Origin of the sequence: Stenotrophomonas sp. ESTM1D_MKCIP4_1 (assembly GCF_003086895.1) — a bacterium.
In the GTDB taxonomy this organism is placed as follows: domain Bacteria; phylum Pseudomonadota; class Gammaproteobacteria; order Xanthomonadales; family Xanthomonadaceae; genus Stenotrophomonas.
The window spans coordinates 1,095,187-1,110,175 of sequence record NZ_CP026004.1 but is presented as its reverse complement, the minus strand read 5'-3'; the positions used below and the strand labels follow the sequence as shown (position 1 = coordinate 1,110,175).

At 67.7% G+C, this 14,989-nt stretch carries 16 protein-coding genes; 11 read left to right on the top strand and 5 right to left on the bottom strand.

Translation table 11 applies throughout. The annotated features are described in order from the left end of the window. Window positions 1–92: 92 nt before the first annotated feature. The gene (locus C1924_RS05240; RefSeq protein ID WP_108764341.1) at window positions 93–971 is read left to right on the top strand and encodes a PhzF family phenazine biosynthesis protein; all 879 of its coding nucleotides are present in this window, start codon (window positions 93–95) and stop codon (window positions 969–971) included. A 124-nt stretch (window positions 972–1,095) separates the two neighbouring features. On the opposite strand, the gene C1924_RS05235 is transcribed toward C1924_RS05240, so the two are convergent. Next, window positions 1,096–1,527 (bottom strand): OsmC family protein, encoded by a 432-nt coding sequence (locus C1924_RS05235; protein ID WP_108764340.1) that lies wholly within the window; start codon window positions 1,525–1,527, stop codon window positions 1,096–1,098. Between the two features lie 370 nt (window positions 1,528–1,897). Between C1924_RS05235 and C1924_RS05230 the strand changes: the two genes are divergently transcribed. The 4 genes from C1924_RS05230 (at window position 1,898) to C1924_RS05215 (ending at window position 4,169) form a co-directional block, all read left to right on the top strand. After that, window positions 1,898–2,296, top strand: a complete 399-nt coding sequence (locus tag C1924_RS05230; protein ID WP_108748848.1) for an HU family DNA-binding protein — start codon at window positions 1,898–1,900, stop codon at window positions 2,294–2,296. Between the two features lie 292 nt (window positions 2,297–2,588). Further along, entirely contained in the window at window positions 2,589–2,897 is a 309-nt protein-coding gene (locus C1924_RS05225; protein ID WP_108764339.1) for a DUF3861 family protein, read from the top strand. A gap of 56 nt (window positions 2,898–2,953) precedes the next feature. Further along, window positions 2,954–3,496 carry a hypothetical protein gene (locus C1924_RS05220; protein ID WP_108764338.1) on the top strand — a complete coding sequence of 181 codons (543 nt, stop codon included), beginning with the start codon at window positions 2,954–2,956 and terminating at the stop codon, window positions 3,494–3,496. A gap of 76 nt (window positions 3,497–3,572) precedes the next feature. Continuing rightward, window positions 3,573–4,169, top strand: a complete 597-nt coding sequence (locus C1924_RS05215; protein WP_108764337.1) for a DUF1439 domain-containing protein — start codon at window positions 3,573–3,575, stop codon at window positions 4,167–4,169. A 74-nt stretch (window positions 4,170–4,243) separates the two neighbouring features. Here C1924_RS05215 and C1924_RS05210 read toward each other — a convergent pair whose 3' ends face one another. Then, the gene (locus C1924_RS05210; RefSeq protein ID WP_108764336.1) at window positions 4,244–4,786 is read right to left on the bottom strand and encodes a type 1 glutamine amidotransferase domain-containing protein; all 543 of its coding nucleotides are present in this window, start codon (window positions 4,784–4,786) and stop codon (window positions 4,244–4,246) included. 164 nt (window positions 4,787–4,950) lie between these two features. After that, on the bottom strand, window positions 4,951–5,418 hold the full coding sequence (locus tag C1924_RS05205; protein ID WP_108764335.1) for an SET domain-containing protein-lysine N-methyltransferase: 468 nt from the start codon (window positions 5,416–5,418) through the stop codon (window positions 4,951–4,953). Between the two features lie 219 nt (window positions 5,419–5,637). Between C1924_RS05205 and C1924_RS05200 the strand changes: the two genes are divergently transcribed. From C1924_RS05200 to C1924_RS05180, 5 genes are all read left to right on the top strand, one after another. Beyond that, window positions 5,638–6,093 (top strand): SUF system Fe-S cluster assembly regulator, encoded by a 456-nt coding sequence (locus C1924_RS05200; protein ID WP_108764334.1) that lies wholly within the window; start codon window positions 5,638–5,640, stop codon window positions 6,091–6,093. 17 nt (window positions 6,094–6,110) lie between these two features. Then, the gene (gene sufB / locus C1924_RS05195) at window positions 6,111–7,586 is read left to right on the top strand and encodes a Fe-S cluster assembly protein SufB (RefSeq protein WP_079220956.1); all 1,476 of its coding nucleotides are present in this window, start codon (window positions 6,111–6,113) and stop codon (window positions 7,584–7,586) included. A gap of 74 nt (window positions 7,587–7,660) precedes the next feature. After that, the gene (gene sufC / locus C1924_RS05190; RefSeq protein ID WP_108764333.1) at window positions 7,661–8,425 is read left to right on the top strand and encodes a Fe-S cluster assembly ATPase SufC; all 765 of its coding nucleotides are present in this window, start codon (window positions 7,661–7,663) and stop codon (window positions 8,423–8,425) included. Further along, window positions 8,425–9,687: a Fe-S cluster assembly protein SufD gene (gene sufD / locus C1924_RS05185; RefSeq protein ID WP_108764332.1), complete on the top strand. Its 1,263-nt coding sequence runs from the start codon at window positions 8,425–8,427 to the stop codon at window positions 9,685–9,687. The genes sufC and sufD overlap by 1 nt, the downstream gene beginning before the upstream one ends. Continuing rightward, window positions 9,684–10,940, top strand: coding sequence for a cysteine desulfurase (locus C1924_RS05180; RefSeq protein WP_108764331.1), 1,257 nt, complete (start codon window positions 9,684–9,686; stop codon window positions 10,938–10,940). The genes sufD and C1924_RS05180 overlap by 4 nt, the downstream gene beginning before the upstream one ends. A gap of 80 nt (window positions 10,941–11,020) precedes the next feature. Here the strand turns inward: C1924_RS05180 and C1924_RS05175 are convergent, their stop codons facing one another. Beyond that, complete coding sequence (locus C1924_RS05175) at window positions 11,021–11,671, bottom strand: transposase (RefSeq protein ID WP_108764330.1); 651 nt, start codon at window positions 11,669–11,671, stop codon at window positions 11,021–11,023. A 123-nt stretch (window positions 11,672–11,794) separates the two neighbouring features. Then, window positions 11,795–12,790 carry an AraC family transcriptional regulator gene (locus C1924_RS05170; RefSeq protein ID WP_108764329.1) on the bottom strand — a complete coding sequence of 332 codons (996 nt, stop codon included), beginning with the start codon at window positions 12,788–12,790 and terminating at the stop codon, window positions 11,795–11,797. 100 nt (window positions 12,791–12,890) lie between these two features. Between C1924_RS05170 and C1924_RS05165 the strand changes: the two genes are divergently transcribed. After that, entirely contained in the window at window positions 12,891–14,987 is a 2,097-nt protein-coding gene (locus C1924_RS05165) for a TonB-dependent receptor (protein ID WP_108764328.1), read from the top strand. Window positions 14,988–14,989: the final 2 nt, after the last annotated feature.

Sequence of the window (14,989 nt, the reverse complement as noted above, 5' to 3'; positions counted from 1 at the left end):
GCTTCTTCTCATGCTCCGACACAGCCGAGCATGGGCTCGGCTCTACAACGGCGCGCTAAGCTGCGCAATATTTGAATCAGGAGTTCCCCCCGATGTCCGCACGCCGTTTCCTGCAACTGGATGTGTTCTCCCCGCGCGCCGGCGCCGGCAACCCGCTGGCCGTGGTGCTGGACGCCGAGGGTCTGGACGACACCACCATGCAGGCCATCGCCCGCTGGACCCGGCTGCCGGAAACCACGTTCGTCTTCGCTCCGCAGAGCGCAGGCAGCAGCTACCGCCTGCGCATGTTCAGCCCGCAGAAAGAGGTGCCCTTCGCGGGCCATCCCAGTGTCGGCACCGCCCATGCGGTGCTGCACGCGGGTCTGGCCAAGGCGGTCGATGGCGTGCTGGTGCAGGACGGCATCGCCGGTGCGCTGCCGCTGCAGGTGATCGGCGAAGGCGCCGGGCAGCGCATCGCCATCCGCACCCCGCGTGCGCAGCTGGCCGAAACCGCACGCGCCGACGACCCGCGCCTGCAGGCGGCATTGAACGGCTGGCCGCTGGGCGAGCTGCCACCGGCACGCATGCAGGGCGGCCGCAGCTGGTGGGTGGTACAGGTCGCCGATGAAGCCGCGCTGCGTGCACTGCAGCCGGACTGGGATGCGGTCGCCACCCTGGCCGAATCGACCGACAGCATGGGGGTGTTCGCCTATGCGTTCAGCGATGGCAGCGAAGGGTTCGATCTGGCCGTGCGCGCCTTCGTCGGCAACGGACGGCGCTTCGAGGATGCCGCGTCCGGTGCGGCCAACGCCGTGCTGGCTGCCTGGCTGGACCTGCGCGGCGCGCTTCCGCGCGGCAGCGAGCCGTATGAAGTCAGCCAGGGCCGCGAGGCCGGCCACGATGCGCGGCTGACCCTGCGCGTGGATGAGGCCGGCGAGGTGTGGTCCGGCGGCCAGGTGCAGACGGTGATTGCCGGGACCATTGATTGGTGATTGCGCTGGGGGGGTAGAGCCGGCCGCTGGCCGGCTGCTACCTGGACCTCTGCATCATTCGGTTGCCGGCCAGCGGTCGGCACTACCTGTTGCCTCGATTGCCGGCCAGCGGCCGGCACTACCCTCAGCCCAGCTCGGCTTCCAGGCTGATCGGCACCGCGCTCAGTGCCTTGGACACCGGGCAGTTCTGCTTGGCGTCATCGGCAATCGCACGGAACTGCGCGGCGTCAATGCCGGGCACCACGGCCTTCACCTTCAGCCGGATCTGCGACAGCTGCGGGCCACCTTCCATCGACAGATCGACCTTGGCTTCGGTATCCAGCGAGGTCGGTGTAAACCCGGCATCGCCCAGCTTGGCCGACAGCGCCATGGTGAAACAGCCGGCGTGCGCAGCGGCGATCAGTTCTTCCGGGTTGGTGCCCTTCTCGTCGCCAAACCGGCTGTTGAAGCCATAGCGGGTCTTGTCCAGCAGCCCGCTCTGCGGCGTGCTCAACTGGCCCTTGCCCGACTTGAGGTCCCCTTCCCAGTGCGCGGTGGCCTGTCGCGAGATTCCCATGTGCTGCTCCTGCGTGGCGGTGATGAACGGTCACCTTCGCACGGAACGCGTTAGCCCTGCGTCGCTCCGCCGCAGGGCGTGCCGCTGTCCCGGGCCTGGCCGGTGGACACTTCCTCGCCAGTGCGCGGCGGATTTTTCCCTTGTTTTCAGGGGTTTCGCGCATTCCATGGCAACGGCGACCGGTATTGCGCAGTGCAGCGCAGCAGCTGTTTCGCCGCTTCCGGACATGTACTGAATCGGCCTGGATATGAAAAAACATGCACTTTCAGCGCTCCGGGCTATTGGCGGCGCTCGAGAGTTGCCCTACATTGCGCTTGCCGACGGGGTTCGGCGCCGACCACACAACCAACCGTTCACGGAACAGGAAACCATGGCAAAGACCGCTAAGAAGGCTGCCCCGAAAAAGGCAGTGAAGAAAGTCGCGACGAAGGCTGCCGCCAAGCCGGCCGCTCCGAAGCCGATCAAGGAAGTGCTGACCAAGTCGGGCCTGGTTGCACACATCGCTGAAGCGTCCGGCGTTGTCGCCAAGGACGTGCGCGCGGTGCTGGCCTCGCTGGAAAGCGCTGTCGCTTCCTCGGTGCACAAGAAGGGCGCTGGCTCCTTCACCCTGCCGGGCCTGCTGAAGATCTCCACCGTCAATGTGCCGGCCAAGCCGAAGCGCAAGGGCATCAACCCGTTCACCAAGGAAGAGCAGTGGTTCGCTGCCAAGCCGGCCACCACCAAGCTGAAGGTGCGCCCGCTGAAGAAGCTCAAGGACGCTGCGCTCTAAGCGCGCGCCCAACAGCAGCTTCCGACGGGACGGCGCAGGCCGTCCCGTTTTTTTTGACCGACTCCCGGATCCACGCCCTGCGTGGATGCGCCGCCCCAGGGGCAATCCGCAACACAGCGTTTCCGCGTCCGCATCATCCCCGGCGACAGCCGCGCCAGCATTGGCTGTGGCCCTGTTTTTCACTGGCGGAAACGGACCGGGTGGAACACTGCGTGCAGCCCCGGCCGTCGCGGCCGGTCACCGCCTTGCCTATGGTGGGCACATCCCCTCACACCCAGGCGAGCGTCCCCTCATGGCCAGCCCCTCCACCCGCTACCGGATCTCGGTGACCCCGATCGAAAAGGACGGGCACCCGTGCACCGGGCGCTGCACCATCGAACTGGAACACCGTGCCAGCCGCGATCTGATGCGCCTGCTGGAAAGCGCGCCGCGTACGGCAGGCCTGAGCGGCGACGAGCGCGCCACGCTGGTGGTCGCCAGCCAGCTGCTGCGCGACATCGTGCAGCGCCACGCCGATACCGATGGCCATGCGCTGGCCGCCGTGGCGTCCCAGGTGCTGCCCGCCCTGGAACTGCTGGAACAGCTGCCCGCCTCGCGCTGATCCCGGCGCTGCCGATACACTGCCGCTTCCCACGTCGCCTCGGGGAGGAGGCAGACATGCGCAGTGCTCTGTTGTTGATGGCGTCATTGACCGTGCTGGGCTGCTCCAACCCAGGTCCGCCCGACACTGCCGCCGCGATGCCGCCCAACGATGGCCCGGCAACCGATGCCGGCCGCGCCCCGGCCGCGACCCGCGAAACACCCGCGCTCGCTGCGTCCGGCATCGACCCGTTGTACGGCGCCGTCGCCGTGGATGCCGAAACACCCTCGCGTCTGCTCAACCGTTATGTGCTGGACCTGCTGAACGGTAACAAGGCCGGTATCGATGCGGCCTGGGCGCTGGCCCCGCCCGACGCACGCCGGGCCGACGATGCGGCGTTGCGCCTGCTGCCGGACGTGCACACCCTGCGCCTTGACGCTCAGACACCCCTGCCCCGTGACCAGCAGCAGCCGCCCCGCCTGCTGGAGGTACCGGTGCGCATCCGCGCCACCACCAGCAAGGGGCAGTTCCGCTACCACGGCTGGTACCGGGTGCAGCCGCGTGCCGATGGCCAGGGCTGGCAGATCCACTCCGCCCAGCTGCAGCCAACGCTGGACTGAACCGCTGCCGCGGCATCCACGCACGATTCAGCGGGCAAAGCTACTCTGTAGCCTTCTTTCATCCCCGGTCACCGCCATGCGCCTGCGTTCCCTGATGACCCGTCTTGCCGCGTCCACCGTACTGATCGCCGCAGCGATCGGCGCGCAGGCGGCGCCTTCGATTTCCGGGCGCGAACTGGCCGTCGGCGCCAGCGATGTGCAGCAGTACCTGGATGGCAGCTTCCCGCGCACCCAGGATGCGCTGGGCGGACTGATCGCGCTGACCATGAGCCACCCGCAGCTGACCCTGCCCGCCGGCGAGCGCCTCAACCTGGGCATGGATCTGGCCTTGGCCACTGCCGGCGGCAACCCGACCAACCTCGGCAAGGTGAAGCTCAGCAGCGGCCTGCGCTACGACGCGCAGACCCAGGGCTTCCACCTGCAGGAACCCACCGTGGATGACTTCACCCCGGCCAGCCAGGGCGGTCGCCTTGATTCGCGTACCCGCGCCCTGCTCAACGCCGCGCTGAGCGACTACGCGCGCCGCGAACCCATCTACAAGCTGGATCCGGCTGTGGCCGGCGTGCTCGGCGCGCTGCAGGTGCAGTCGGCGCAGGTGAAGAACGGCAAGCTGGTGGTCACCTTCAACCAGAATCTGGGCAACCTGGTGCCGGCCGGCCTTCTCGGCAAGTAAGGGTAGTGCCGGCCGCTGGCCGGCAACCCGGTCACCGCATCTGCCGGCCAGCGGCCGGCACTACCGGCATCGCATCACGCGGCCAGCGCGTTCGCCACCGCCTCGCTGAAGGCTGGAATGTCGTCCGGCTTGCGGCTGGTGATCAGGTTGCCATCCACCACCACCTCGGCATCGCGCCAATGTGCGCCAGCATTGGCCAGATCCTGCTGCAGCGATGGCCACGACGTTACCTCCCGCCCCTTCGCCAGCCCGCTGTTGATCAGCAGCCAGGGGCCATGGCAGATGGCAGCCACCGGCTTGCCTGCCCCGGCCAAGCTGCGGATGAAGCCCAGCGCCGCTTCGTCGGTGCGCAGGGTGTCCGGATTGATGACGCCGCCCGGCAGCACGAGGGCATCGAAGCGCCCCGCATCGGCCTCGGCCAGCGGCAGATCCACGGCCACCACACCGCCCCAGTCCTTGTCCTTCCAGCCCTTGATGCTGGCTTCCTTGGCCGGGGAAACGACGGTAACGATGGCGCCCTGCTCTTCCAGCAGGCGCTTGGGTTCGATCAGCTCGGACTGTTCAAAGCCGTGGGTGGCGAGGATGGCGACCTGCTTGCCGCTCAGACGCTGTGCCATGTCGTGTGCTCCGGGAAAGGGAGCGGACAGGGTGGGCCAGCGGCCATTGCACGGCGGTGACCCGGCCGTGCACGGCAGGTGCAGAACCGCAGGGTAGTGCCGGCCGCTGGCCGGCATCGCAGTCACGCCCATGCCGGCCAGCGGCCGGCACTACCCAAAACCGCTCAGCGCTTGGGCTGTAGCATCGTGCCGGTGCACTTGGGCGAACCGCAGCGGCACTCCCAGATCTTCTTCAGCTTGGCCGTGTGGCGCTCGGCCAGCACGATGCCGTAGTTGTAGGTCAGCTCTTCGCCGGCCTGGATGTCACGCAGCGCTTCGATGAAGACCTTGTCGCCGCGGCTGTCGCCGTCCTCGTCTTCCTCGATCACCGCTTCGCAGTTCGGGTCGCAGCTGTGGTTGATCCAGCGTGCGTCGTTGCCCTTGTAGTTGGCGTCGATCACCCAGTCGTCGTTGAGGGTGAACAGGAAGGTATGACCACTTTCCACGTCACCGCTGTCGTCGGCATCGACATCGCCGTGGCTGCGCAGCAGGCCCTTGTACTGGATCACGCGCTCGCCCTGCTTGATCGGGGCGACGGCGAACACGCCGTTGCCATGGATGGCGGACTTGCGGGCTTGGATCTTCTTGGGCATCGGCAAGGGAGGTCTGCAGCGAAAGGAACCCTGATTCTCACCCATTCCGGGTGATTGCGAAAACAACTCCCATGCCCCAGCATGTCGGCCCCGCTGCCCCGGTGTGTTGATCCCGGCCGGCCGATGACCGCCCCCAAGCGCAGCCTGAATGCACGGGTTGGATGCCGGCGAAGAAAAGCGTACAATTTCAGTCCGCTTTAAGAACCACTCGCATCCCCCATGTTGCGCGTCACCAAACTCACCGATTACGCCACCGTCGTGCTGACCGTGCTCGCCGCCCGCCCGGGCGACGTGCTGAGCGCGACCGAGCTGGCCGAATTCACCGGTCTGGAGCCGCCCACCGTCAGCAAGGTGCTCAAGCCGCTGGCCCAGGCCGGCCTGGTTGAAGGCCTGCGCGGTGTCCGCGGCGGCTACCGGCTGACCCGTCCGTCCATCGAGATCTCGCTCTTTGAAGTGGTTGAAGCGATGGAGGGGCCGCTGGCCCTGACCGAATGCAGCCACGACCACCACCAGTGCGGCATGGCGCCCAAGTGCGGCGCGCGCAGCAGCTGGCGGCTGATCAACGACGTGGTCTCCGAGGCCCTGCGCGATGTCACCCTCGCCCAGATCCTGCCCCCCCTTCCCCTTGTCGATGACGAACAGCGCCGCACCATCGCTGTCGACGTCGTCTCCTGATCCGTAGGCAGCCCCCCATGGCCACCGAAACCATCGAAACCGTCGCCCACGACGACACCCCCAACCGCGAGATCCATGAGCAGCTCGGCCGCAAGTATTCGGCTGGCTTCATCACCGAGATCGAATCGGATTCCCTGCCGCCGGGCCTGGACGAGGACACCATCCGCGCCCTGTCGGCGAAGAAGGAAGAGCCGGAGTGGATGACGCAGTGGCGCCTGGACGCCTACCGCCACTTCCTGACCATGCCGATGCCGAACTGGGCCAAGCTGCAGATCGCCCCGATCGACCTGCAGGCGCTCAGCTATTACTCCGCGCCGAAGGGCCCGAAGTACGCCTCGCTGGATGACGTGCCCAAGGAACTGCTCGATACCTACGACAAGCTGGGCGTGCCGCTGCACGAGCGCGCCAAGCTGGCCGGCGTGGCGGTGGACGCGGTGTTCGACTCGGTGTCCGTCGGTACCACCTTCCGCAAGGAACTGGCCGAGAAGGGCATCATCTTCTGCTCGATGTCCGAGGCCATCAAGGAACACCCGGAACTGGTGCGCCAGTACCTGGGCACCGTGGTGCCGGTGGGCGACAACTACTTCGCCGCGCTCAACTCGGCGGTGTTCTCCGATGGCAGCTTCGTGTTCATTCCCAAGGGCGTGCGTTGCCCGATGGAACTGAGCACCTACTTCCGCATCAACGCCGGCCACACCGGCCAGTTCGAGCGCACCCTCATCGTGTGCGAGGACAAGGCCTACGTGTCCTACCTGGAAGGCTGCACCGCGCCGATGCGCGATGAGAACCAGCTGCACGCCGCGGTGGTCGAGCTGGTGGCGCTGGAAGATGCGGAGATCAAGTACTCCACCGTGCAGAACTGGTACCCGGGCGACGAGAACGGCGTCGGCGGCATCTACAACTTCGTCACCAAGCGTGCCGAATGCCGTGGCGCGCGCAGCAAGGTCACCTGGACCCAGGTCGAGACCGGTTCGGCCATCACCTGGAAGTACCCCTCCTGCGTGCTGCTGGGCGACGACTCGGTGGGCGAGTTCCACTCGGTGGCCCTGACCCATCACCGCCAGCAGGCCGACACCGGCACCAAGATGATCCACGTCGGCAAGCGCACCAAGAGCAAGATCGTCAGCAAGGGCATCAGCGCCGGCCGTGGCCAGAACACCTACCGCGGCCTGGTGAAGGTCGACCGCAATGCCGATGGCGCGCGCAACTACACCCAGTGCGATTCGCTGCTGATCGGCAAGCAGTGCGGTGCCCACACCTTCCCCTACATCGAGGTGAAGAACCCGGGCGCCACCGTCGAGCACGAGGCCACCACCTCCAAGATTTCCGACGACCAGCTGTTCTACTGCCGCGCCCGTGGCATCAGCCAGGAAGACGCGGTGTCGATGATCGTCGACGGCTTCTGCAAGCAGGTGTTCCGCGAACTGCCGATGGAATTCGCGGTTGAAGCCAAGAAGCTGCTGGAAGTCTCGCTGGAAGGTTCGGTGGGCTGACCGCCCGCCCCTGCCCCTCGCAAACGCATTCTCTTTATCGGCGGGCCGCGGCCCGCCCCACGGAAATCCCCACCATGCTGAAGATCGAAAACCTCCACGCCCGCATCGGCGACAAGGAAATCCTCAAGGGCCTGTCGCTGGAAGTGAAGCCCGGTCAGGTGCACGCCATCATGGGCCCCAACGGCGCCGGCAAGTCCACCCTGGGCAATGTCCTGGCCGGCCGTGACGGCTATGAAGTGACCGAAGGCAGCGTGCAGTTCGAAGGCAGCGACCTGCTCGACCAGGACCCGGAAGCGCGCGCCGCCGCCGGCCTGTTCCTGGCCTTCCAGTACCCGGTGGAAATCCCGGGCGTGAACAACACCTACTTCCTGCGCGCGGCCCTGAATGCCCAGCGCAAGGCGCGCGGCCAGGATGAACTGGATTCCATGCAGTTCCTGAAGCTGGTGCGGCAGAAGCTGGCCGTGCTGCACCTGAAGGACGAACTGCTGCACCGTGGCGTCAACGAAGGCTTCTCCGGTGGCGAGAAGAAGCGCAACGAGATCTTCCAGCTGGCCGTGCTCGAGCCGAAGCTGGCGATCCTCGACGAAACCGATTCGGGCCTGGACATCGACGCGCTGAAGAGCGTGGCCGACGGCGTCAACGCGCTGCGCGCAGCCGACCGTTCGTTCCTGGTCATCACCCACTACCAGCGCCTGCTGGACTACATCAAGCCGGACGTGGTGCACGTGCTGGCCGATGGCCGCATCGTCAAGACCGGTGGCCCGGAACTGGCCCTGGAGCTGGAAGCGCACGGCTACGATTTCCTCAAGGATCGCGTGGTGCGCGAGGCGGCGGTCTGATGAGCGCCCTGCTCGACTCGATGGCCCAGGCCTTCTGCGGCAGCGATGCGCGCCGCGAAGTGCTCGACACGGTGCTGCGCGATGGCCTGCCGGCCGCCCGCAGCGAAGCCTGGAAGTACACCTCGCTGCGTCAGCTGGAGCGTCGTGCCTTCGCCGCTGCACCGCTGTCGCCGCCGGTGCTGGATGCGGGCGTGCTGGACGACATCCCGGCGCCGCGCCTGGTGTTCGTCAACGGCCGCCTCAGCGACGCACTGAGCGACACCCACGGCCTGCCGGCCGGCGTGCAGCTGGAACCGCTGTCCTCGGCGCTGGCCGCCGGTGAGGATGCCGCGCGTTTCCTCGGCCGCCGCTACGAGCGCAGCGACGAAGTGTTCGCCCGCCTGAATGCCGCGCTGGCCGATGAAGGCGTGGTGCTGCGCGTGGACGAAGGCGTGCAGGTCGAGGCGCCGCTGCAGCTGGTGTTCGCCAGCGTCGCCGGCGAGACCGACCTGGCCTGGCACCACCGCCACCTGATCGAACTGCGTGCCGGCGCCAGCCTGGGCGTGGTCGAGCACCGCTTCAGCGTGGGCGACTCGGCGCACCTGGACAACACCGTGCTGCATGCCCACGTCGCCCGCGATGCCGTGCTCAAGCACGCCCGCGTGCAGGCCGGCAGCGCACGCCAGACCAGCTTCCTGCGTACCGATGCGGTGCTGGCACGCGATGCCCAGTACCACCGCGTCGACCTGGAACTCGGTGCCGCACTCAGCCGCCACGAACTGAACGTGCGCCTGGAAGGTGACAACGCCCAGCTGACCGCCAACGGCGTGCTGCTCGGCAATGGCCGCCGCCACGTCGATACCCGCCTGGGCATCGACCACATCGCGCGCGATACCAGCAGCGAGCTGCTGTGGCGCGGCGTGGCGGCCAACCGCAGCCGCGTGGTGTTCCATGGTGGCATCCAGATCCGCGAAGGCGCCGACGGCACCGACGCGAACCTGTCCAACAAGAACCTGCTGCTGTCGGCCGACGCCGAAATCGACACCCAGCCGGTGCTGGTGATCGACGCCGACGAAGTGAAGGCCGCCCACGGCGCCACCGTCGGCCAGCTCGATGCCAACGCGCTGTTCTACCTGCGTTCGCGCGGCCTGCCGCAGCCGCAGGCACAGGCACTGCTGAGCGCCGCGTTCTGCCACGAGCCGCTGAAGGTGCTGCCCGACGCCCTGCGCGAGCAGCTGGCGCGCCGCCTGGACAAGGCCCTGGCCGAGGCAGGTGTGGCATGAACCTGTCCACGCCGCGCCCGATCGAAACCCCTGCCGGCACGCCGGACTGGGACCGCGTCCGCCTCGACTTCCCGCTGCTGATGCGCGAAGTGCACGGCAAGCCGCTGGTGTATTTCGACAACGCCAACACCGGCCAGAAGCCGGTGCAGGTGATCGGCGCGGTGGACGAGTTCTACCGCCGCTACAACGCCAACGTCAGCCGTGCCGTGCACGCGCTGGGCACCGAGGCCACCGACGCCTACGAGGGCGCGCGCAACAAGCTTGCGCGCTTCCTCAACGTGCGCAGCAACGAGCTGGTGCTGTGCAGCGGCACCACCTTCGCCATCAATCTGGTGGCGTACTCGTGGGCGCTGCCGCGGCTGAAGGCCGGTGATGTCATCCTGGTCTCGCGCATGGAGCACCATGCCAACATCGTGCCGTGGCAGCTGGTTGCCCAGCGCACCGGCGCGACCATCCGCGTTGCCGAGATCACCCCCGATGGCGCGCTGGACCTTGACGCGCTGCGCAAGGCGATGACTCCCGAGGTCAAGCTGCTGGCCGTGGCCCACGTCTCCAACGTGCTGGGCACGGTCAACCCCGTGCGCGAGATCTGCCGTGAAGCGCGCAAGCGCGGCATCGTCACCGTCGTCGATGGTTCGCAGGCCGTGCCGCACCGCAAGGTCGACGTGGCTTCGATCGGCTGCGACTTCTACGCCATCACCGGCCACAAGATGTGCGGTCCGACCGGCACCGGTGTGCTGTGGGCACGTCGCGAGCATCTCGACGCGATGCCGCCGTTCCTCGGCGGTGGCGAGATGATCAAGGAAGTCAGCTTCGACGGCACTGTGTTCAACGACGCCCCGCACAAGTTCGAAGCCGGCACCCCGAACATCGCCGGCTTCATCGGCCTGGGCGTGGCCGTGGATTACCTGCAGGGCCTGGGCCTGGAGCACGTGGAAGCGCGCGAGGCCGAACTGCTGGCGCACTTCACTGAAGAACTGCGCAAGGTCGATGGCCTGCGCATCCTCGGCGAAGCGCCTGAGAAGGCCGCCGTGGTGTCCTTCCTGATCGACGGCGCGCACGCCCACGACCTGGCCACCCTGCTCGACCTGGAAGGCGTGGCCGTGCGTTCGGGCCAGCACTGCGCGCACCCGCTGCTGCAGTACTACGGCGTCGCCGCCACCTGCCGTGCCTCGCTGGCGTTCTACAACACGCACGCCGAGATCGAACGCTTCATGACCGCACTGACCAAGGTGCGCAAGCTGCTGGGCTGAGGCCACGCAGCGGGGCAAGTCGGGGTCAGATCCCTTCGCGCAGCGAGGGGCTCTGACCCCAGTAGAGCCTCAGACCGGGGTCAGATCCCTTTCGCACCGCGAAAGGGCTCTGACCCCAACAGCGTCCCCGCGAACCGCCGCTGCGACTGCACGGCCTTCCGTATCGATGCGAGATCCTGCGCAGGAATACCCTGCTCGATGAACTCCGCATAGCGCCTGCGCCGTTCATCCGCATCGGTGGCAATCAGCTCGAACGCCGAATGCGGCACGAGCAATGCATTCGCCCTGCCCTGCGCATTCGCGCGGTAGCTTGACCAGCGATAGTCCCCGGCATGCGCCACCATTCCCGCCCGTACCGGGTTGAGCTCGATGTAGCGCTGGCAGGCCAGCAGATAGCGATCCGTATCCACCAACGTGGAATGGAAGCGCCCTTCCCACAGGGTTCCCGTGCGCTGCTGCCGTTCGTTCACACGTCGAACGTAGGCACGGTTCACCGCCTGCATCATTCCTGACAAGCCACCGGGCGCATCCGGTGTCACCAGCAGGTGGACGTGGTTGCCCATCAGCACATAGGCGTGGATGCGGCAGTGATGGTCGATCGCACGATCGCGAAGCAGACCCAGATACAGCGCAGGATCAGTGCTGCTGAAGAAGACTGCCTGACGGTTGTTGCCACGTTGGATGACGTGCTGTGGGTAGCCGGGTGCATCGATACGACGCGGGCGAGGCATTGGCGTTTCCGGAAGCGAAGGGGTCAGAGCCCTTTGCTGCGCAAAGGGCTCTGACCCCAGCATCTGCGAGCGCCGCGCGCGCGACAGTCGGGCTACTGCCTGACGCGGGGTAGGTAGATGGGGTCAGAGCCCTTTCGCATTGCGAAAGGGATCTGACCCCGGCTCCGGCCCCGCGCCTTCCCCGCGCTGCCATGCGCGCGGGGTACAGCCCATCTGCGTGCGGAACGCCTTGCTGAAATGACTCAGGCTGGAGAACCCCACCGCCAGTGCGGTGTCGGTAACGCTGCGTCCGCCGTGAAGCATCCTGCCCGCAGCCTGCAGCCGCACTTCGCGCAGGTGGCCATGCACCGACGTTCCCACCAGCGCGCGGAAACCGGCCTGCAGGCGCTTCTCGCCCAGCCCGACCTCGCGCGCCAGCCGCTCCAGCGGCCACTCCTCGCCGAAGCGTGCATCCAGCAGCGCGCGCGCCTGCAGCACCCGCTGCCGCTCGCGCGCGGCAACACGTGCAGGCCCCTGGCCCGCGGCCTGCAGTTGGCCCAGCACGATGGCCAACGCCTCCAGCGCCTTCGCGCGCAGGTACAGCGTGCGCACCACGTCGTCCTCGAAGCGGCAGCCCAGCACATCGGTGGCCACCCGCAGCAGCTCCGGCGGCGCCGGGAAACCGCCCATCAGGCTGTCCGAGCCCGGCACGCTGCAGTCCTGCAGGAAACCGCCCTGCAGGGCCAGCAACGGTCGCCCGCCGGCACGCTCCAGGCCTTCCAGGGTGAAACGGATATCGACCAGGCGGATGGCATTGCCACCGCGCATGCCGAAGCTGCCGGACACCGGTCGCTGCGCGGTCTGCACCACGGCGGTACCGGGCCCAGCCTGCAGTGGCGGGCCGCCATCGAGCGCCATCCACGCCTGACCTTCCAGGAAGATGCCGATGCAGAACATCACCGGCCCCTGCGCGGTCACTTCCAGGTCACGCTGCGGCCGCCCCTGCCAGCAGGCCAAGGTGATGTCGCCCAGATCGTCATGCACCTGCAGCAGCCGCGACCAGTCCTCCGGCAACTGCACCACCGGGGACAGCGGATGGGCGTGCACGGCAGGAAGCGCGGGATCGTGATCGAGGGACATGGTGATTTGTTCCGGAAACCGCGCATCGGGGCGCGCGAACGACAGCAGGAGGACGCTTATTTGGGAATAGTTCCCATTTGCATCCTAGAGACTTCCCCCAATGCCCACAATCCATGCCGTCCGCGCGCCGCTTGCCCTGGCCCTCGGCCTGGCGCTGTCCAGCACCGCCCTCGCCGAGTCCACGACCCTGGATGCACCAGCCACCGACCTGCCCAGTGTCGTAGTCAGCGCCAGCAAGCGCGAACAGTCATTGGCCAGCGTCGATGGCAGCGTCCATGTGGTCGAGCGCAGCCAGCTGCAGGCCGCGCAGGTGCACGACACATTGGATCTGGCCCGCCTGCTGCCCGGTGTGCAGGCCTCCTCCAGCGGCTCGCTGCTGTTCCCGATCTTCAGCGTGCGCGGCATCACCTCGGCGCAGGACTTCTACAACCCGGCCCTCACCGTCTACGTCGATGGCATTCCGCAGCTGCCGGTGTTCGCCAGCCAGGCCCTGCTCGGCGCCGAGCGCGTGGAGCTGCTGAAGGGCCCGCAGGGCACGCTGTACGGCAAGAGCGCGCAGGGGGGCATCATCAACGTCATCAGCGCGCCCGCCGATGACACCGCGCACCTGCGCCTGCGCGCGGGCGTCTCCAGCCGTGGTGGCGAGCTGCTGCAGGTCGATGCCAATGCGCCGTTGAAGGCCGATCTGCTGCAGGCCGACATCGCGCTACTGCACAACGATGCGCCGGGCAACCTGCACAACCCGGTGACCGGCCAGGATCACCAGGGCGGCACCAAAACCGACGCCGGCAAGCTGCGCCTGCGGCTGGCCCCGGGCGGTGCGGCGTGGTCGGCCGACGCGACCTTCGCGCGCGACTGCAGCACCAGCAGCCAGGATGCCTACGTGCCGTTCGATGATCCGGGCGCGCGTGACATCTTCCTGTCGCCGGGCACGCCTGCCGAGTACGCCGGCTTCCACCAGCGCCGTTGCGGCAACAGCAGTTCGCTGGGCGTGCGCATGGACATCGGCCAGTGGCAGCTGAGCGCGACCGGCGGCTGGCAGACCATCGACATCGAGCGCTCGTTCGCCTCCGGCCCGTATTTCTCGGTGCAGCCCGAGCAGTGGCGGCAGAACACGCAGGAACTGCGCCTGGCCTCGCAGGGCACCGACCGCGCGTGGGACGGCGTGTTCGGGCTGTACCGGCAAGACAGCACGCAGGCGCGCGACTACCGCAATTTCCTGCCGATGTACGGCGTCGATGCAGTGCAATCGCATTCGGACAACCACAGCGTTGGCCAGGCCGCCTACGCCGATGTGACCTGGCACATGACGCCGCGCTGGGACCTGTCCGGCGGCCTGCGCGCCTCGCGCGACCGTGCGCGCACGCAGTTCAACGGCTATGCCCTCGACTTCAGCGCGCTGCAGCCGCTGCCGTTTGCCGGCAGCGCACGCACCGAGGGTGACCACGTGCTCGGCCGCGTGGCCCTCGGCTTCCAGGCCAGCGATGCCTGGCGCCTGTACGCGCGGGTGTCGCAGGGCTACAAGCCCGGCGGCTTCAACCTGGCGCCCACCAGCCTGGCCGACGCGGAAGCCTATGGCCGTGAGCGCTCCACCAGCCTGGAGCTGGGCGCGCGCGTGCAGGCCGGCACGGTCAGCGGCAGCGTGGCGCTGTACCAGATCGAGCTGCGCGATGCGCAGCTGTACAGCACCAACGAGGTCGGCTACGGCCACCTGGCCAACGTCGGCGACACCCGCTCGCGTGGCCTGGATGCGGATGTGCAGTGGCAGTTCGTGCCGCAGTGGCGGCTGAGCGCGGCGCTGCAGTTCAACGACGCCACCTTCCGCCGCTACGCCGACCCGATCGGCTGCGGTGACTGCCAGGGCAACGACGTGCCGTTCGCACCGTCGTTCAGCGGTGACCTCGCGCTGGAAGGCACGCTGGACAGCAGCATCGGCCAGTGGCGCCCGCGCCTGGCCGTGCGCCACATGGGCAGCCATTACTTCGATACCGCCAACCTGCTGCACCAGTCGGCCTACAGCGTGGTCGATGCCAGCCTGGCCTGGCAGCCGCGCGCCGGCTGGGAAGTGGCCGTGTACGCGCACAACCTTGGCGACCGCCCCTACCGCACCTACGCCTTCAACGGCGGCCCGCTGGGCTATTACGCGCAGCCGGCGCTGGGCCGCACCGTCGGCATGACCCTCGGCCTGGAGTTCTGAGC